Annotated in this window: 16 protein-coding genes and 1 tRNA gene; 12 read left to right on the top strand and 5 right to left on the bottom strand. The window is 63.9% G+C overall.

The genetic code is table 11. The features are described 5' to 3' along the window. Positions 1-126: 126 nt before the first annotated feature. On the bottom strand, positions 127-975 hold the full coding sequence (locus ACREE8_RS02225; protein WP_431571346.1) for an OmpA family protein: 849 nt from the start codon (positions 973-975) through the stop codon (positions 127-129). 545 nt (positions 976-1520) lie between these two features. Between ACREE8_RS02225 and ACREE8_RS02220 the strand changes: the two genes are divergently transcribed. Further along, positions 1521-1594 (top strand) — tRNA-Gly (locus ACREE8_RS02220). 138 nt (positions 1595-1732) lie between these two features. Here ACREE8_RS02220 and ACREE8_RS02215 read toward each other — a convergent pair. Continuing rightward, on the bottom strand, positions 1733-2941 hold the full coding sequence (locus ACREE8_RS02215) for an ROK family transcriptional regulator (RefSeq protein WP_431571345.1): 1209 nt from the start codon (positions 2939-2941) through the stop codon (positions 1733-1735). 169 nt (positions 2942-3110) lie between these two features. On the opposite strand from ACREE8_RS02215, the gene ACREE8_RS02210 reads away from it, so the two are divergent. The 6 genes from ACREE8_RS02210 to ACREE8_RS02185 are packed head-to-tail and all read left to right on the top strand — an operon-like array spanning position 3111 to position 9208. Then, positions 3111-4352 carry an extracellular solute-binding protein gene (locus tag ACREE8_RS02210; RefSeq protein WP_431571344.1) on the top strand — a complete coding sequence of 414 codons (1242 nt, stop codon included), beginning with the start codon at positions 3111-3113 and terminating at the stop codon, positions 4350-4352. 54 nt (positions 4353-4406) lie between these two features. Further along, positions 4407-5273, top strand: a complete 867-nt coding sequence (locus tag ACREE8_RS02205; protein WP_431571343.1) for a carbohydrate ABC transporter permease — start codon at positions 4407-4409, stop codon at positions 5271-5273. Further along, complete coding sequence (locus tag ACREE8_RS02200; protein WP_431571342.1) at positions 5270-6127, top strand: carbohydrate ABC transporter permease; 858 nt, start codon at positions 5270-5272, stop codon at positions 6125-6127. The genes ACREE8_RS02205 and ACREE8_RS02200 overlap by 4 nt, the downstream gene beginning before the upstream one ends. Continuing rightward, positions 6124-7146, top strand: coding sequence for an SIS domain-containing protein (locus tag ACREE8_RS02195; protein ID WP_431571341.1), 1023 nt, complete (start codon positions 6124-6126; stop codon positions 7144-7146). The genes ACREE8_RS02200 and ACREE8_RS02195 overlap by 4 nt, the downstream gene beginning before the upstream one ends. 2 nt (positions 7147-7148) lie before the next feature. Further along, positions 7149-8078 carry a carbohydrate kinase family protein gene (locus ACREE8_RS02190; protein WP_431571340.1) on the top strand — a complete coding sequence of 310 codons (930 nt, stop codon included), beginning with the start codon at positions 7149-7151 and terminating at the stop codon, positions 8076-8078. Positions 8079-8092: 14 nt separating this feature from the next. After that, entirely contained in the window at positions 8093-9208 is a 1116-nt protein-coding gene (locus tag ACREE8_RS02185) for an ABC transporter ATP-binding protein (protein WP_431571339.1), read from the top strand. A 101-nt stretch (positions 9209-9309) separates the two neighbouring features. Here the strand turns inward: ACREE8_RS02185 and ACREE8_RS02180 are convergent, their stop codons facing one another. Further along, positions 9310-9933, bottom strand: a complete 624-nt coding sequence (locus ACREE8_RS02180) for a hypothetical protein (RefSeq protein WP_431571338.1) — start codon at positions 9931-9933, stop codon at positions 9310-9312. A 175-nt stretch (positions 9934-10108) separates the two neighbouring features. On the opposite strand from ACREE8_RS02180, the gene ACREE8_RS02175 reads away from it, so the two are divergent. Next, on the top strand, positions 10109-10843 hold the full coding sequence (locus tag ACREE8_RS02175; protein WP_431571337.1) for a C13 family peptidase: 735 nt from the start codon (positions 10109-10111) through the stop codon (positions 10841-10843). Between the two features lie 5 nt (positions 10844-10848). On the opposite strand, the gene ACREE8_RS02170 is transcribed toward ACREE8_RS02175, so the two are convergent. After that, entirely contained in the window at positions 10849-11556 is a 708-nt protein-coding gene (locus ACREE8_RS02170; protein ID WP_431571336.1) for an acid phosphatase, read from the bottom strand. Between the two features lie 91 nt (positions 11557-11647). Beyond that, positions 11648-12838 (bottom strand): thiolase family protein, encoded by a 1191-nt coding sequence (locus ACREE8_RS02165; RefSeq protein WP_431571335.1) that lies wholly within the window; start codon positions 12836-12838, stop codon positions 11648-11650. 150 nt (positions 12839-12988) lie between these two features. On the opposite strand from ACREE8_RS02165, the gene ACREE8_RS02160 reads away from it, so the two are divergent. The 4 genes from ACREE8_RS02160 to ACREE8_RS02145 all read left to right on the top strand — a co-directional run. Beyond that, entirely contained in the window at positions 12989-13459 is a 471-nt protein-coding gene (locus ACREE8_RS02160; RefSeq protein WP_431571334.1) for a MarR family winged helix-turn-helix transcriptional regulator, read from the top strand. Positions 13460-13502: 43 nt separating this feature from the next. Beyond that, positions 13503-14609: an HlyD family secretion protein gene (locus tag ACREE8_RS02155; protein ID WP_431571333.1), complete on the top strand. Its 1107-nt coding sequence runs from the start codon at positions 13503-13505 to the stop codon at positions 14607-14609. Then, positions 14606-16207, top strand: a complete 1602-nt coding sequence (locus ACREE8_RS02150; RefSeq protein ID WP_431571332.1) for a DHA2 family efflux MFS transporter permease subunit — start codon at positions 14606-14608, stop codon at positions 16205-16207. The genes ACREE8_RS02155 and ACREE8_RS02150 overlap by 4 nt, the downstream gene beginning before the upstream one ends. Positions 16208-17274: 1067 nt before the next feature. Next, positions 17275-17814 (top strand): HNH endonuclease (locus ACREE8_RS02145; RefSeq protein WP_431571331.1); only part of this gene is annotated, 540 nt, incomplete at its 3' end.

The raw sequence follows: 17814 nt of genomic DNA, 5'->3' as shown, positions 1-17814 counted from the left end.
GCGGCGCCGGAATTTCTTCCGGCCCCCGGTGATGGCCCCGGAGGGCCATCGCGAATCCACAAAAGAAAGCGGCGCCGGAATTTCTTCCGGCGCCGCGATCAGAGGGTCGTAACCCCGTCGTCGAGATTACTGCTGGATGATGATCTCGGCGCGACGGTTGGCCTGCTCGCGCACGCCATCGGCCGTGGGCACTGCAGGGTCGGCCTCACCGCGGCCGGCCGTCGTAATCTGGTCGGCGGCGATGCCACCGGAGATCAGGGCGTCACGGACCGCGTCGGCACGACGCAGCGACAAGGCCATGTTGTAGTCTTCCGAACCCGACAGGTCGGTGTAGCCCGTCACCGAGATCGGCGGCGTGCCGATCTTGTTGGCGTCGGAGATGACCTGCTGGATGACAGTCTGACCATCCGGACGGATGTTCGACTTGTCGAAGTCGAAGTAGACGATGTAGCTGGACGGCATCGCCGGCTCGGCAGCCGCAGCCATGGCAGCCGGCTTCATCGCCGCCTCGAGTTCCTCGAGCGCGGAGTAGAAGGCGTTGCGGCAAGCGGCGATATGGTCGGGCTGATGGTTCTCTTCGGCCTGCTCGATCCAGCAGTCGAAGCGGCCCTGCGCGCGCGCCGCCAGATCGGGGTGCGAATCACGGGCGCCGGACTCCAGCGCGACCATCAAACGATTGCGGCCTTCGGCGAGATCGCCAGCCCACTCGGCCGGGAGGTCCCAATTGGCCAGCTCTTCCGGCTGCACCACTTCGCCAGCAGCGGCCTTGAGGCCCTTCTGAGCGAAATAGTCCGCATCCGGCCAGTCATACATCTGGTCGGCTTCGAAGGTGACGATCTGCCGGTATTCCTCGGCCAGAGCCTTCGTGAAGGGCGAGCCCGTCGCCTCCACCGATTTCATGGCTTGAATGTTGGTCGTGCACCCGGCCAGCAGGCCCATCAGCGCAACGACCCCCAAGGACTTCAAATTCAACATCTTTTTATCTCCCCAAAACCCGCGGTTGGCGTTAGCGCCTTGCCACGGTAGTGCACCAGCCCCATGCCCAACCCCCTGCAAGGGCGCCGAACCGGGCTATCCGGCTGTACCACCACTCCAGCGGATACTAGGGTTGGTACGGTAAATTGTCAAAGCCAGTGGGTGAAATTGCTGTCTTTCGAGGCTCTTGTGGCCAATTTACCACAGTTTGTGGTAAAAATGTAGCGAAGCACTCAACGCCTGTCGGGTTGGTCCGGAAGCCGATCGGGCCATGTCTCGGACGCCCATCGGACCAGCCTCTATGCGTTTCCGGTCAGTCCGCATTATCCATGGTTGTATATCCGATGGTTAAGGGCCGACGCGCCAGCCCCGGAAACTACTTACAGGGACTGGGTTATCGCGGCCCTTGCTGGCCCCGACCGGTTTCGCCCCGGCTGTTCTCTTTTTCCGGTGTTTCATTCAACCTTTGCGGGTAGTGGAAGATCTCGCGCGGCGATTCTTGTCGGTTCCCACGGCTTTGCCTATAACGTGGGACTCGGAGCCTCGCGGGTGTAGCTCAATGGTAGAGCAGAAGCTTCCCAAGCTTACGACGAGGGTTCGATTCCCTTCACCCGCTCCAATAACCCTCCAAGACATTGCCCCAAGACCTTGGCGTCGCGTCTCGAGCTTCAGGCTCTCGCTGAGTCTGCGAGAGGAGGCGGCGCGTTTCCCCGCCGTCGCCCTTTGATGCCACGCCTCCGGAGATTTTGCGGGGCGGCTAAGAAGAACTGACTGCCTTGGTGATCGCGTCGAAGCGCGGGTCGAACGTGTGCGAGATCGGCTGGAGGGCGGCCCCGAGAGCGACCGACCACAGCCCGTTGGCGCCAATGGTCAGGCGTGGCCTTAGCCGGTTGCGGCGGTCGGCGACCGATGGCAGCAGCGGATCGAGCGACGCGATGAGCGCCGACAGGATGCTTTGCGGCATTTGTCCGCCAATCACCACCGTCTCCGGATCGAACAAGGACTCGAGCGCGTGAATCGCATGGCGCAGGTGATCCGCCGCCATCGCGATCCAGTGCCGCAGCCGCTTGTCGCTCGCCTCGAATCGGGCTTGCAACCTGTCGATGACATCGCTCTGGCGCGGATCGACATCGAGATAGCGGCACAATGCCAGCAGGGACACGTAATGTTCGATCGCCTCGGCGGGGCGGTCGCGGGCGGCGGCGGAAATGACCTGTCCGATCTCGCCGGCATTGTTGGCGGCACCGGAATAGATGGCGCCCCGCAACACCAGCCCGACGCCCAGACCATAGCCGATGAAGAGATGCACGAAATTGTCGAGCCCGGAGGCTGCGCCATACATTTTCTCGGCGATGGCGGCGGCGGCGGCGTCATTCTGCACGCTGGCCCAGAGGCCGGTCTTCTCTGCCAGCCATTCGACCAGCGGAAAATCCTGCCACTCCTCCATGCGCCAGGGATCTTCGTGGCTGAAGGTGCCGAACGGACCCGGCATGGCGATGCCCACCCCCAGCAGGCGGGCCGCACCGGCCTTCGATCGTCCTCCCGCCGCGCCGCGCAGCTCCTCGATCATCTTCAACAAAGCCGGGCCGCCCTTTCGAGGACCGCCAGGCGGTAGCGGCCGGTGGCATTGCAGCAGCGGCGTTCCTGCCAGATCGACCGTCACTCCCAGCATCTGATGGCGGTCCAGCTGGACTCCGATGGCGCTGGCGCCGGTGGGAAGTATCCGATAGGGCCGGGCAGGCTGCCCGCGGCCCTGGCGCCGCGGCGCATCCGCCGCAATGAGGCCCTTTCTCCGCAGATTTTCGACGATATTGCTGACCGTCTGAGGCGTAAGCTGGGTGGCGCGAGCAAGCTCGGCCCGCGTGAGCGCGCCATTGATCCGCAGCGCGTCGAAGATCACGCGCCGGTTATGGGCGCTGGCGCCATCGAGGTTGGCCCCTGGAACGGCGCGGATTCCACGCTGCACTGCAAAAGGCCTCTTTGGTTTCATCGGGATAGGAACGTTGACAGCCCGCGCCATTCTATGCCGTATTTATTAAGTCAATTGAATTGAAATAATGAGACGCCGTCGCGGAACAGCGATAGGTCATCGCCCGCCGGCGGTCACAACAAGCTGAACCGACAGGAGGACGGACATGTCGATCCGAATCGCGGCGACGGCCATGCTCGCCGTCATCATGGGGGCCTTCGCCAGCGGGCCGGCCCGCGCCGAAACGACCATCAACGCGTTGTTTATGAGCCAGGCGGCCTATAGCGAGGACAATGTCCGCGATATGACCGCCGATTTCATGAAGGCCAATCCCGGCATCAAGGTGAATGTCGAGTTCGTGCCTTATGAAGGTCTGCGCGACAAGACGCTGCTGGCACAAGGTGCCGGCTCCGGCTACGACGTCGTTCTGTTCGACGTGATCTGGCCGGCCGAGTTCGCGGGGGAGAAGGTGCTGGTCGACGTGACCGACCGCATCACGCCGGAGATGAAGGCGGGCGTCCTGCCGGGTGCCTGGACCACGGTCGAGTATAAGAGCCATCGCTATGGCATTCCGTGGATCCTCGACACCAAATACCTCTATTACAACACCGAGATGCTGAAGAAGGCCGGCATCGCGACGCCGCCCAGGACCTGGGACGAGCTGCTCCAGCAGGCCAAGATTCTCAAGGACAAGGGCATCGCCGCTTCCCCCATCGTGTGGAGCTGGGCTCAGGCGGAGGCCGTGATCTGCGATTACACGACCCTGCTGGCTGCCAATGGCGGCAAGTTCCTGGACGACAGCGGCAAGCCGGCCTTCCAGTCCGGCGGCGGCCTCGATGCGCTCAGCTATATGGTCAAGAGCATCGACGAGGGCCTGACCAATCCCAATTCGAAGGAGTATCTCGAAGAGGATGTGCGTCGCGTTTTCTCGAGTGGCCAGGCGGCCTTCGCTCTCAATTGGACCTACATGTACAACCTCGCCAATGATCCCAAGGAATCCAAGGTTGCAGGCAATGTGGGCGTGGTTCCGGCGCCGGGCGTTGCCGGCAAGTCTCAAGCCTCGGCCGTCAACGGCTCCATGGGGCTCGGGATCACGACGACCAGCAAGAACCCGGATGCAGCCTGGAAATATATCGTCTTCATGACCTCGCGCCCGGTGCAGGAGAAGTTCGCCAAGCTCAGCCTGCCGATCTGGTCGGCGTCCTATGACGATCCTGCGGTCGCCAAGGATCAGGAGCAGCTTGTCGCGGCGGCCAAGACCTCGCTGGCCTTGATGTTTCCGCGGCCGACGACGCCGAAATATCAGGAGCTCTCGACGGCCCTCCAGCAGGCGATCCAGTCCGCCTTGCTGAAATCGGTAACGCCGGAGGCGGCCTTGTCGGACGCTGCCAAAGCTTCCGGCCTCTGAGATCGTCGATCCGTCGCCGAGTTCGTGATCCAGCCGATGATCGAAAACCGATGGATGAGCCGTCGGGCGTGGTTCCTGCCATTGCCGCTGCTGCTCGTCATGGCATCGATCATCGGCTGGCCCTTGATCCGCACCATCTGGATCAGTTTCACCGATGCGCGGCTTCTGGGCGGCGAGAGCCAGTGGGTGGGCTGGGCAAACTACCAGCATGCCTTCGCCGATCCGCAGATTCGCTCGGCGCTGCTCGTCACCGTCGAATTCGTGGTGATCTCGGTATCGATCGAACTCGTCTTGGGCGTTCTGGCCGGCTTGCTGCTGAACCAGAGCTTTCGCGGCCGCACCCTTCTCCGGGCCTTGATGATTCTTCCCTGGGCGTTGCCGACCGTCGTCAACGCGACGATGTGGCGGTTGATCTATCAGCCCGATTTCGGCGCTCTCAACGCGGCGCTTACCCAGCTCGGCCTGATCGACGCCTATCGCACCTGGCTGGGCGACCCGCACTCGGCCCTGTGGGCTGTGTGTGCCGCAGACGCCTGGAAGAACTTCCCGCTGGTGGCGCTCATCTGCCTGGCGGCCCTTCAATCGGTACCGAACGAGCTGAGGGCGGCGGCCACCATCGACGGGGCGGGACCCTGGCGGCGCTTTCGTGCCGTCTATCTGCCCTATCTTTCGGGCCCTTTGACGGTCGCGGTGGTCTTGCGCACGATCGAGGCCTTCAAGGTGTTCGACATCATCTGGGTGATGACCCGAGGGGGACCGGCAAACAGCACCAAATCGCTCAGCGTCGTGGTCTATCAGGAAGCCTTCTCCTTCCAGCGTGCGGGAAGCGGGGCCTCGATCGCACTTCTGATCGCCCTGATCAGCGCCTGCCTCACGGCGCTCTACGTGGCCACGATGCGCCGGCAGGCGGAACTGCGATGACGCGACGGGCGCGCAGCCGCATCGTCGAGCGCTGGCTCACTCAAGCGGCGGCCTTGCTGCTTGCCGCCGTGGTCCTGATGCCGGTGATCTGGATGGGTCTGATGAGCGTCAGCAGCACCAACGATCTGACGACCCTTCCCTTGCGCTGGTTGCCGCATGAATGGGATTTCAGCCGCTATGCGAAGCTGGTGACGTTCGCGGAGAACAGCGTGGGCGCGAATTTCCTTGCCGCGCTGCGCAACAGCATGATCGTGGCGACGCTGGGCTCGGCCCTGGCGGTCCTCATCGGCATTCCGGCGGCCTGGACGGTGTCGCGCATGCCGCGGCGCTATTCCTGGATGCTGCAGGTTTCGGTCGCGACCTACATGCTGCCACCGGTCGTTCTGGTGGTGCCGATGTATCTCGGCTTGAGCGCCTTCGGCGCGCTCAACTCGCCCTATAGCCTGGCTCTCATCTATCTCAGCATCCTCGCGCCCTTTACGGCCTGGCTGCTGAAGAGCAATTTTGACAATGTGCCGTTCGAGATCGAGCAGGCGGCGATGATGGATGGCGCAAACCTGCTGCAGACCCTGCGCCATGTGACGCTGCCCCTGGCGGCCCCGGGCCTCGCGACGGCGGCGCTGTTCGCTTTTCTGCTGGCCTGGGACGAATTCTTCTATGCTCTGCTCTTTACGGCCGATCAAAGGGCCAAGACCTTGACGGTGGCGATCGCGGATCTCGCCGGCGGACGCATTGCCGACTATGGATTGATCGCGGCGGCGGGGATCATCGCGGCGTTGCCGCCGGTTGCCATCGGTTTCGTCCTGCAGAAGGCGTTGATATCGGGTTTGACCACGGGAAGCGTGAAGGGATGACAGCAGGGACATCGATGGACGGCGGCGACGGACTGCGCGCACTCGAGCGGGAGATGGCGCGCCAACATGAAGACGCGCTGGCCTCGGTCGCGGCGGCCGCGGGACGTGCTGGCGTCATCGCAGCGGCGATCCGGCATCGCAAGCGCCTGGTGCTGCTGGGCATGGGCGGATCGCACGCCGTCAATCGCATGGCGGAGGTGGAATATCGGGCGCTCGGGGTCCAGGCGGTGGCGTTGACCTTGTCGGAACAGCTCTATTCATCCCTCGATCTGGCAGAGAGCGCCGTCATTCTGACTTCGCAATCGGGAGAGTCGGCCGAAGTCGTGCGCTCTCTCGGGGCCTTGAAGGGGCGCGACGCGGCATTCGGATTGACCCTCGAAAGCAGCTCCACGCTGGCCCGCACGCTGCCGAGCCTCGTTGGCGCCGGCGGCACCGAGCACGCCTTCGCCGCCACGCGCAGCCTGACGGTCACACTCGCGCTCCATGCCGCGATCCTCGCGGAGCTGGGGCGCGATATCGGGCCCGTGCTCGAAACGCTGAAGGCACCTCCGACGGTCGACGTCGGTGCCGCCCTCGGGTTGCTGCGCGACTGTCGCACCGTGCTCTTCTCCGCGCGGTCGCTTCGCGGCCTCGCCGAGGCGATCGCGCTCACCACCATGGAACTCGGCCGCATGCCGGCCTATGCGCTCGAAGGCGGCCAGCTGCGCCACGGGCCGATGGAGATTCTGGGTCCCGAGGTGGGGGTGGTGCTGTTCTGCGCGGAGGAACCGGCTGCGGCCCTCAATCGATCCATGGCGCGCGATACGATCGCGGCGCGGTCTCCGACGGTTCTGTTCGATGCCTCGGGCCAGGACGGCACGGGCGGGGACGTCACCTTGCGCCTCCCGCCGGCCTCGGGACTGGCCGCGATATTCTCCATGCTGCCGTCTGCGCAGCGGCTTGCCATCGGCCTCGCGGAACAGCGGGTCAAGGATGTCGGGACGCCGAAACGCAGCGCCAAGATCACGCGCGTCGAATAGAAATGCGTCCGCTTGCCGTCGTCGGAAACGTCAATGTCGATATCATCGTCGGCGATTGCCTGCCGGTCCTGACGCCCGGTACCGAATCCCTGGTCGATCAGGGCGATGTCCGCCCGGCCGGAGCCGCCGGCAACAGCGCGCTGGCCTGGCAGGCATTGAAGGTTCCGTTCCAATTGGCGGCAAGTACCGGCGACGACATGTTCGGGGACTGGCTGCGCGCGATCTTTCACGAGCATGGCGCCCGATGGCCGCGCGAATCCTGCGCCACCACCTTTTCCGTCGGCATCTCGCATCCCGATTCCGAACGCACATTTCTCACCACGCCCGGCCATATCGCGCGATTGAGCCTGGAACAGGTCCGGGGCATGTTGGATTTGCCGGCGCTGCGGAACGGGATCGCGCTCATCGTCGGCTGCTTCCTGACCGACCGGCTGACGGCGGCCTATCCCGCGCTCTTTGACCTGCTGTCCTCTTCCGATGTCGAAATCGCAATCGACACCGGCTGGCCGATCCAGGGCTGGACGCCCGGCATCCGGGCCGACTGCCGCGCTTGGCTCACCCGCTGCAACCATGTGCTGATGAACGAAGTCGAGCTGCTGTCGCTGTTCGAGGTCGGCAAGATCGAGCGCGCGCTGGCGGCGGCGGCGCAACTGGCGCCGGACGGAGCCGCCATCGTGGCCAAGTGCGGCCCCCGGGGCGCTGTCGGCCTGTGTGGTGGAGCGTTGGTGGAGGTGCCTGCGCCGGCGGTGACGGCGATCGATACCGTCGGCGCCGGCGATGTCTTCAATGCGGGCTATCTGGCGGCAATCGCGGCGGGCTGCGGTTTCGAGGCGGCGATCAGGCGAGGCACGCATATTGCGTCGCTGGCGATCTCGACCCATCCGCGCCGATATGTCGAGTTGGCGGACCGTTCCGCGGCGACAGAGGGATGATGGGGCGCCAAGGCATGTCCTCGTTGACTCTTCGCGGGATCAAGAAGCGCTTCGGACCGATCGAAGTCTTGAAAGGCATCGACATCCGGCTCGAGAGCGGCGAGTTCCTGGTGCTGCTCGGGCCTTCGGGCTGCGGCAAGTCGACCTTGCTCAACGTCATCGCCGGCCTGGCGGACGCGAACGAGGGCGAGATTTTGATCGGCGACCGCGACGTGACCGATGTTCATCCGAAGGATCGGGACATCGCCATGGTGTTCCAGTCCTACGCGCTCTATCCCAACATGAGCGTGGCCCGCAACATGACCTTCGGCCTGGAGATCCGCCGCGTCGATCGGGCCTCGCAGCGGGCGGCGCTGATGCGGGTCGCGACCTTGCTGCAGATCGAGCATCTGCTGGACCGCAAGCCGGCACAGCTTTCCGGCGGCCAGCGCCAGCGGGTCGCGATCGGGCGGGCCATGGTGCGCGAACCGAAAGTGTTCCTTTTCGACGAGCCGCTGTCCAACCTCGATGCCAAGCTCCGCGCCGAAATGCGGACCGAGATCAAGAAGCTGCATCAGCGTCTGGGGACGACCATCGTGTATGTGACGCACGACCAGATCGAAGCCATGACGCTCGCCTCGCGCATCGCCATCCTGCGCGACGGCGCGGTTCAGCAATTCGCACCGCCCGAGGAAATCTATGAGCGGCCGGCCAACATGTATGTGGCGGGATTCGTCGGCACACCGCCGATGAATTTCCTTCCTGGCCGGCTCACGGCGAGGGGCGGCCGGCTGGGCGTCGGGCTGAGGCTCTCGACGGAGACGTTGCCGGAGCGGATGCAGCCTTGGCTGCCTCTGCCCGAGGCGCGAGGGTCCTCCGCTCTCCAGGCGGGCCGCGACGTCATGCTGGGCGTCCGGCCGGAAACGATCGGGTTGGCGACAACCCAGGTTACAGCGACACTCGATGGCCTGGTCGAGCTGCTGGAGCCAACCGGTGCCGATACGATGGCTGTCCTTTCCGTCGACGGCGTGGCGGTAACGGCGCGGCTCAAACCGGGCGAATTGCAGCAGGTCGGCAAGCCGGTGCGCATCGCCATCGATATGAGCCGCGCCAGCCTGTTCGATCCGACAACGGAATTGCGCATTGCCTGAAGGCGCCTGCGCCGCCACCGCACCGAGCTTCTCCGGGGCCCGGAATGGTCTAGCACCAGCCTCGCGGTCCGGTTGGCGACGAACCCGACGTCATGCCGGGCTCATTGCTGCAAGGCCTCGATCACCTTCGGATCGTTCAGCAGCGTCTCCAGCGTCTCGCGATAGGCCTGCGCCACCGCCAGCCTTGCATCCTTGGGCAGGACCGCCGGGCCCAGATCGTCCTTGCGCGAGAAGTTGGTCTCGGCCACCGCGGCGCCGGCCTTGTCGAACACGGTCAAGGTCACGTTGTAATGAAGGGCGGTGTTCATCATGGTATCGGATTTCCATTCGGTGATGACGAACAGCAGCGCGTGATCCTTGCCCTGTGCCACCAGCGCCTTGGTCGCGTCGTCCTGGCTCAGGCCCAAGGCCGTTTCGACCGGCCCGGCTGCGAATCCCTTCGCCTTCAATGCGGCAACAATGGTGTTGCGCCAATCGGTCGAGAGGGGGTTTCCTGACGACGTCATGACGTCGAAGGGATTGCCGAAACCGCCCCGATAGAGGCCGGAGAAGCTTTCCTTCTTGTTGTGATTGAGGATGTAGGAGCGTTCATCCTGGACGGCGACCGCGACGGAACTGCTGCCTTTAACCTTCGGATAGGGCATCACGGTCGCGTAGTCATGGGTGTTTCCGACGGCGCAGGCGCTCAGCAGCAGCAAGGCGAGGCAGGCCAAGATTGTCCGCATTTTTCTTCCCCCTGGGCGGGATCGGCGACGGATCGATAGAGAACCCCCGATCTCGGCAATCCGATAAACATGACATATCCACAACCTTGAAGGGAAGCGCCGGCAGCGCCCGATCACAAGCTGTGGCTGTGGCGCCGGACGGCGGCCCGTCGGAATGGAGCGAGTGAAGATCGCGATGTTGAAACGGACCGCCTTGTTGTTCTGCCTGGCGATCGCGGCCTGCGCCTCGGGCGCGCAGCCGGCGGCACCGTTGCAGCAGCCGACGGGCTGGGTCGCGGTGCTGATCGCCGGCGACAATCAGGAACCGGCCTTCGCCAACGCGGTCGACGCCATGGCCGACAAGCTCGAGGGCGCGGGCGTCGATCCGAAGCGGATCACGGTCCTGAAGGCGGGGGCGAAGGGTGCCGCCGCCGCGATCGGCAGCAATATCCAGCGCGTCTTCGCCGGCCTGGCGCCGGCCGAGAGCGAGGGCTGCTTCGTCTTCATGACCTCGCACGGGCAGCGCGAGGGCGGGCTGGTGCTGGCAGCCTCCCGCACCTATCTGGCGCCGTCGGGGCTCGACCGGCTGCTGGCGGGCCCCTGCCGCGATCGGCCGACCGTGGTGATCGCTTCGGGATGTTTCTCCGGCGTCTATACCGACAGCGGCGCGATGCGGACCCCCAACCGAGTCATTCTCACGGCAGCGCGGCGCGATCGCTCATCCTTCGGTTGCAACGCCAGCCTGCGTTTCACCGTGTTCGACGAATGCATCCTGCGGGCGATCGATCGCGGCCTGCCCTGGCAGACCGTGATGGATCGCAGCCGCGCCTGCGTGACGCAGCATGAAGAGGACGCCGACTATCATCCGGCTTCGGAGCCCCAGCTCTTCATCGGACAGAGCGTCGCGCAGCTCACCGCCTTCCCGCGCTGAGGCCCTCAGGGCAGTTGCAGGGCGGCCCGGAGCTCCGCGCGGGCGGCGTCATATTCGGGGGCGAAATCCGGCTGGTTCATGACCGCCTCCGCGATCAGGTTGCCGGCGATCCGTCCGGCCACGACATCGCTGCGGTAGTGGATCCCGCCGACGACGCGGTTGTTGGCATATTCCCAGCCGCGCGCCATCAATTCGGCGCGCTTTTCCGGCACCATGTTCGACAGCATGATGGCCATCAATGTCCCCACCGTCGCATGGCCGGACGGATAGGCGCCCGACTTGGAGAGCGGGACGACAGGCTTGACCAGGTCGCTATAGAGATGCGGCCGCGGGCGCTTCCAGAAATCCTTCGCCGGATCGACCACGGCGCCTTCGGTCTCGACAATCCGCGCGAAGAACGCCTCCGTCTTCGGCAGGGCGTCCTTGGTGAATTTGGGGCCCAGGACGTCGGCAAAGCGCCAGACATTCTCCTCGGCATCGGCCTGGGCTCGCGCCACCATCTCGGGGGTGCGGGTGACCTGCAAGGTCAACACTTCGGCCAGTTCGCTCTGCATCTCGGGAGAATTATTGGCCGGCGGCGGGGCCAGAAACTTCGTCAGGTCGAGTTCCTGGGCGGTGATGTAGGGCTTTGCGTCGTCGGCCCAAACCGGAACGGCCGCCGTCCCGATCTGGAAGAAGGCGACCAAGAGCAGAATGCTCAGTTTGCGAATCATAGGAGAATCCCCACGTGAATGAATGCGGGGAGTCCTATAGCAGGGCTTCTGTTGCGCGCTTGTGACGGACGCGCCGAGTGGCCGGCCTTGACTAGGCGATCGTCTCGATCGCGAGCGCGATGCCCTGGCCGCCGCCGATGCAGAGCGTGACGATGCCGCGCTTCAAGCCGTCCCGGCGCATCGAGTGGATGAGGCGCGTGGTCAGCACGGCACCGGTCGCGCCGATCGGATGGCCATGAGCGATGGCGCCGCCCTCGACATTGACGATCTCTTCCGAGAGGCCCAGCTCGCGTGTCACCGCGATGGCGATGGCGGCAAAGGCCTCGTTGATCTCGACGCGATCGAGATCGCCGATGACCCATCCGGCCCGTGTCAGCGCCTGTTTCACCGCGGGGATCGGCCCCAAACCGAACATGCCGGGCTCGACCGCCGCGATCCCATAGGCGACGAGGCGGGCCACAGGCTCGAGGCGATGCGCTTCCGCCCAGCGCTCTTCGGCCAGCAGCATGGCGGCGGCTCCGCTGTTCAGCCCCGGCGCATTGCCGGCGGTGATGGATCCCTCCTCGCGGAAGGCGGGCTTCAGCGCCGCCAGCTTCTCCAGCGTCGTCTCCGGCCGGTTGGCTTCGTCGGCCTCGAAAAGAGCCGAACCCTTGCGGTCGCCGGTCGCGACGGGAACGATCTCGGCCTTGAACTTGCCCGCCTTCTGCGCGGTTGCGAAACGCTGCTGCGAGCGCAGGGCCCAGCGGTCCTGCGCCTCGCGGCCGATCTGGAATTTCTGCACCAGATCCTCGGTATGCCAGCCCGAGGCGCGATCCGAGAAGGCGTCATAGAGCCCGTCATGCAGCATGCTGTCGATCAGCTGGGCATCGCCCATGCGATAGCCGCGACGGGCCTGCGGCACCAGGTAGGGCGCCAGATCCATGTTCTCCATCCCGCCCGCGACGGCGCTGGCGATCGCGCCCAGCAGGATCTCCTGCGCCGCCGAGACGACCGCCTGCGCGCCCGAGCCGCAGACGCGATTGACCGTCAGGGCCGGAACCGTCACCGGGAGGCCGGCATGGATCGCCGCCTGGCGCGCAGGATTCATCTTGGCGCCGGCCTGGATCACCTGACCCATCACCACCGTATCGACGGCGCTGGGCTCGAGCCCGGCGCGCTCGAGGGTCGCCTTGATCGCGACAGCGCCCAGATCAGGTGCGGCCACAGATTTGAGACTGCCGCCGAAGGCACCGATCGCGGTGCGGACCGGACTGACGAAGACCACCGAGGGGCGGGAGGTCATGGTTGGACTCCTTCAATTTCTATTTTAATATCAAGTGATTAAGACCTTGGGAGGTCGTTGCGCGGGGGCATTTCAGCTCTCTTGGATTGACATAGGAGCATATACGCCTATATAAGCGCATATGCGCCTAATTCAATTGGAGGGGCAAGCATGTTGTCACCCGAAGGCTTCCCGAGACCCGATCTTTGCCATTGCCTCGCGCTGCGCCAAGCCGCGCGCCATGTGACGCAGTTCTATGACCGGTTCCTGGTGCCGACGGGTCTGCGCGCGAGTCAGTTCGGGATCCTCGCCAGACTGCGGCGGATTGGGCCGATGACGATCAATGCGCTGGCGAAGGAGCTGGTGCTGGACCGCACCACGCTCGGCCGCAACATCCTGCCGCTCGAGCGCGAAGGCCTGATCGAGATCAAGCCGAGCCGGACCGACCGGCGCAGCAAGGAGCTGCATCTGACCGAGGTGGGCCTGGAACGGTTGCGCGCGGCGGCGAAGGGATGGCTCGAGGCGCAGACGCAGTTCGAGGCGACCTTCGGCGGCGAGCACAGCGCCGAGCTCCGCACGAATCTTCGTGCGATCAGCGCCCGCGATCTCGGGATCGGCGATGCCGCCGAGGTCGATCTCTGATCTCCCGTTTGAACTTTTAACCGCTCCCACGCGGAGACCTGTCATGAACGCCGTCGTTCTGGACCGGACCCTGGTTTCCATCCCACCCAAGGATGCGCTCAGGAAGCGCCTCAAGCGGCTGCTGCCGATCGGCCTCGGTCTCGTGATCGCGGTCGGTGCCGCCTGGTATGGCTATGACTGGTGGAGCAATGGCCGCTTTATCGAGAGCACCGACGATGCCTATGTCGGCGGCGAGGTGACCGTGGTCTCGCCCAAGGTCTCGGGCCTGATCGCCCAGGTCGCGGTCACCGACAATCAGTCGGTGCATGCGGGCGATCTGCTGGTGAAGCTCGACGACCGCGATTACCAGGCGGCGCTCGCCAAGGCCGAGGCCGCGGTTGCGGCCGAGCAGGCGACGCTCGCCAATCTCGACGCCACGCGCCGGCTGCAGGAAGCGGTGATCGCCCAGATGCAGGCCGATATCGGCGCCACCGATGCCGAGATCGCCCGCGCCCGCGACGATCAGAGCCGTTATCAGAAACTCCTGGCCACGGCCGACGCCTCGACCCAGCGCTTCCAGCAGGCCGACGCGACCTACAAGGCCGCGATCGCCAACGGACAGAAGGCGCGCGCCGCCCTCGACGCGGCCCAGCGTCAGCTCGACGTCATCGACACCCAGAAGCAGCAGGCCCAGGCGGCCTTGGCCCAGGCCGTCGCCGAGAGCGACCTGGCCCGGCTCGATGTCGGCTACACCGAACTGCGCGCACCCATCGACGGCGTGATCGGCAACCGCGCGGCGCGCGATGGCGCCTATGCCACGATCGGCGCGCGGCTCCTGGCCGTGGTGCCGGCACGCGGTCTCTGGGTCGATGCCAATTTCAAGGAGAGCCAGCTCGCCCGGATGGTGCCGGGGCAGGAGGCGACGATCGAGGCCGATGTGCTGCCGGGCCGTGAGTTCCATGGCCATGTGCTGAGCCTGGCGCCGGCCACGGGCGCCCTGTTCAGCGTCCTGCCGCCCGAGAACGCCACCGGCAATTTCACCAAGATCGTGCAGCGCGTGCCGGTGCGCATCCTGCTCGATGGCGATGCGTCGGAACTGGGTGTGCTGCGGCCCGGCCTCTCGGTCACGGTCGCGGTCGATCTGCGGCCAGCCGGCGGAGCCACCCCGTGAGCGCCCTCACATCGAGAGCGATGGGCGGCGGCTTCGTCGACCCGGCCCAGCTCTCGATGCCGGCGAAGGTCTTCGCCTTCGCCACCATGTGCGTCGGCTTCTTCATCGCGCTCCTCGACATCCAGATCGTTTCGGCCTCGCTCGCCGATATCGGCGGCGGTCTCTCCGCCAGCCCCGACGAGGTCTCCTGGGTCCAGATCAGCTATCTGATCGCCGAGATCATCGTCATCCCGCTTTCGGGCTGGCTGTCGCGGGTGATGTCGACGCGCTGGCTCTTCTGCATCTCGGCGGTGGGATTCACGCTCACCAGCCTGCTCTGCGGCTGGGCCTGGAACATCCAGAGCATGATCGTCTTCCGCGCACTGCAGGGCTTCCTCGGCGGTTCGATGATCCCGACCGTCTTCACCACCGCCTTCATCTTCTTCGCCGGCCATCAGCGCGTGATCGCGGCGGCCACGGTGGGCGCGCTCGCCTCGCTGGCGCCGACGCTCGGGCCCACCGTCGGCGGCTGGATCACCGACAGCTATTCCTGGCATTGGCTCTTCTTCGTCAATCTCGTGCCGGGTATCTTCGTGGCGGTGGTGGTGCCGATCCTCGTCAAGATCGACCGGCCCGACTGGTCGCTCTTACGCGGCGCCGATTATCTCGGCATGGTCCTGATGGCGATCTTCCTCGGCTGCGTCGCCTATACGCTGGAGGAGGGTCCGCGCTGGAACTGGCTCGAGGACGACACCATCCGCACCACGACCTGGACCACGGCGATCTCCGGCCTGCTCTTCATCTGGCGCAGTTTCACCTTTGCCAATCCCATCGTCGATCTGCGCGCCCTCAAGAGCCGCAATTTCGCGCTGGGCTGCTTTTTCTCCTTCGTCACCGGCGTCGGTATCTTCGCGACCATCTATCTGACGCCGATCTTCCTCGCCCATGTCCGGGGCTTCAGCGCGCTTCAGATCGGCCTTGCCATCTTCTCGACCGGCGTCTTCCAGATCCTGGGGATCCCGATCTATACCTTCTGCGCCCGGCGCATCGATCTGCGCTGGCTGATGATGTTCGGCCTCGGTTGCTTCGCCATCAGCATGTGGAACTTCACGCCGATCACCCATGACTGGGGTTGGCGCGAGCTGCTGCTGCCGCAGGCCTTCCGCGGCTTCGCCCAGCAGTTCGCCGTGGCGCCGACCGTGACCCTGACCCTGGGCGCGCTGGCGCCGGACCGGCTCAAGCTCGCCTCGGGCCTCTTCAATCTGATGCGCAATCTGGGCGGGGCCATCGGCATCGCCGGCTGCGCCACCATCCTCAACGACCGCACCAACCTGCATTTCCTGCGGCTGGCCGAGCATCTGAACGCGACCAACACCGCGCTGACCGAGCTGATGGCCCAGGTCGGAACGATCTATAGCGACGCAATGGGTGGCGACGCGGTCGCCGGCCAGACCGCGGCCTTCAAGCAGCTCTGGGCGCTCACCTGGCGCGAGGCGCAGGTGCAGACCTTCTCCGATGCGTTCTGGATCATCTTCGTCTGCTTCGTCATCGCGACCGCGATGGTGCCGCTGATGCGGAAGGTCGCCCCGCCCAAGGCGCCGACAGCCGACGCGCATTGAGCGGTAAGAAACTCCAAAAAGGGGAACTTCAGACCGAAAATATCTCGGCCTCTAATTATCCAAGAAAGGGGGGCACTGATGACTTCCGTCGAAAGTCTCGCGCGTCGACAGCGGGTTTCGACAAATCTCGCACCACTTGGTATTTGTCTCTAGACGATACCCACAGACGGCGCATTCGGGGCCGTCAACAACCATACTTTGGCACTTGCAGTCCGGGCAACGCACAACCGGGAACTCGCCGCCTTGGGTAAAAGCTTCGTACGACTCGCGCGAATACTGCTTCCACACGGCGTGTCCCATCAGCGACTTTGAATTCGCTTCCGTGCCGCAAGCAACGCATTCTGCACAAATGTCATCTTGGTCAATGTTCCCAAGGTCTACTTGTCGAATCAGGTGCGATCCGCAGCGCTCACAACAGAAAAACTCACTTGCCGCTTTCGCAGATTCATTGATCCAGCGAACAGCAGAGAAAGTCCTGCGGCACTCCGATAGTTCCTGTTTGAACAATGCCTCGTTTCTCAAGAGGATTGTCCACCATCGCTCCCCCAAATCATGAATTGGATCAAGCTGCAATAATCTCAGAATCTCGCGAATCACCGTGGCCGAATCTGCGATTGCGTCCCGAACATTTGTGCGAGCGCCGCTATGATAGAAATGCTCTAGATCGTTCCGAATCTCTCGTATCCGCTTAATGCGAGTCCAATCGAGCATTATTGAAAAATGTTTCAGCCGATTCTTAGTTTCCGCGTAATCGATTGTTTTGTTTCTATCTGCCACTAACTGGACTTTACCCTCTACGAGGCTTGGTCGTAGAACGCGGACTAGGATTCCCGGCGAGTCTGGGGGAGACAGTTGATACAGTTTTCCTTTGGCTAGTATCATGATACCCGCATAGATGTTGCGAATCGCGGACGTTAGTCGTGCGTCATCGTGAACTTCCAAAGCGCGCTCATAATCCTCTAACCCAACACGAATCGAATTTAGTCCGTTCTCAATGATTTTTTCCATTGGAACACCTCAGAGCTTCTGAGAGGGACTCGCCTAGAGAGCCGGAAAAGAGGTGAAGCATGTACGATCAAAGATTGAAAGAGATGGCTCCGCACTTGCCAATTCTAATTGATAATGAGACCTGCGTGTATTGCAACGCCCCTTTAGACGTGAGCTCTCGCAGCAAAGAGCACGTGATTGGTCGCCGATTCGTGCCAAAGGGAAAGTTGGATCGTCAATGGAATCTGATCCTATGGTCATGCAAGCGGTGTAATGGACAGAAAGCTGAGCTGGAAAATGATCTTTCGGCGATCTCTATGCAGCCTGACGCATCTGGTGCTTTTGAGGAGGCCGACGATGTTCTAGCGTCGGAGTCGCGACGCAAAGCCGCCAACGCCGTGAGCCGCCGCACAGGAAAGCGGGTTGCAGAAAGTGTAGAACATATAACGTTCAATGCCGCCCTTGCCCCTGGATTTGGACTCAAGTTCGATCTGACCGCGCCACCGCAGGCTGATAGCCAAAGAGTTTTTACTCTGGCCCGCATGCACACTATGGCTTTCTTCTATTGGATAACATTCGATCAAAGCAAGAAGAGAGGGTATTTTTGGCCGGGGGGATTC

Source organism: Hypericibacter sp., assembly GCF_050729195.1.
Taxonomy (GTDB): domain Bacteria; phylum Pseudomonadota; class Alphaproteobacteria; order Dongiales; family Dongiaceae; genus Hypericibacter.
The sequence above is the reverse complement of the archived record's forward strand: the minus strand, read 5'-3'. Positions and strand labels throughout refer to the sequence as shown.

What these genes read in the sequence shown, in the direction of transcription:
- ACREE8_RS02175 (WP_431571337.1), top strand. Translation starts at nt 10,109, where the DNA reads ATGTTGAAACGGACCGCCTTGTTGTTCTGCCTGGCGATCGCGGCCTGC.
- ACREE8_RS02185 (WP_431571339.1), top strand. Translation starts at nt 8,093, where the DNA reads ATGTCCTCGTTGACTCTTCGCGGGATCAAGAAGCGCTTCGGACCGATC.
- ACREE8_RS02190 (WP_431571340.1), top strand. Translation starts at nt 7,149, where the DNA reads ATGCGTCCGCTTGCCGTCGTCGGAAACGTCAATGTCGATATCATCGTC.
- ACREE8_RS02155 (WP_431571333.1), top strand. Translation starts at nt 13,503, where the DNA reads ATGAACGCCGTCGTTCTGGACCGGACCCTGGTTTCCATCCCACCCAAG.
- ACREE8_RS02180 (WP_431571338.1), bottom strand. Translation starts at nt 9,933, where the DNA reads ATGCGGACAATCTTGGCCTGCCTCGCCTTGCTGCTGCTGAGCGCCTGC.
- ACREE8_RS02195 (WP_431571341.1), top strand. Translation starts at nt 6,124, where the DNA reads ATGACAGCAGGGACATCGATGGACGGCGGCGACGGACTGCGCGCACTC.
- ACREE8_RS02160 (WP_431571334.1), top strand. Translation starts at nt 12,989, where the DNA reads ATGTTGTCACCCGAAGGCTTCCCGAGACCCGATCTTTGCCATTGCCTC.
- ACREE8_RS02210 (WP_431571344.1), top strand. Translation starts at nt 3,111, where the DNA reads ATGTCGATCCGAATCGCGGCGACGGCCATGCTCGCCGTCATCATGGGG.
- ACREE8_RS02200 (WP_431571342.1), top strand. Translation starts at nt 5,270, where the DNA reads ATGACGCGACGGGCGCGCAGCCGCATCGTCGAGCGCTGGCTCACTCAA.
- ACREE8_RS02170 (WP_431571336.1), bottom strand. Translation starts at nt 11,556, where the DNA reads ATGATTCGCAAACTGAGCATTCTGCTCTTGGTCGCCTTCTTCCAGATC.
- ACREE8_RS02165 (WP_431571335.1), bottom strand. Translation starts at nt 12,838, where the DNA reads ATGACCTCCCGCCCCTCGGTGGTCTTCGTCAGTCCGGTCCGCACCGCG.
- ACREE8_RS02205 (WP_431571343.1), top strand. Translation starts at nt 4,407, where the DNA reads ATGAGCCGTCGGGCGTGGTTCCTGCCATTGCCGCTGCTGCTCGTCATG.
- ACREE8_RS02225 (WP_431571346.1), bottom strand. Translation starts at nt 975, where the DNA reads ATGTTGAATTTGAAGTCCTTGGGGGTCGTTGCGCTGATGGGCCTGCTG.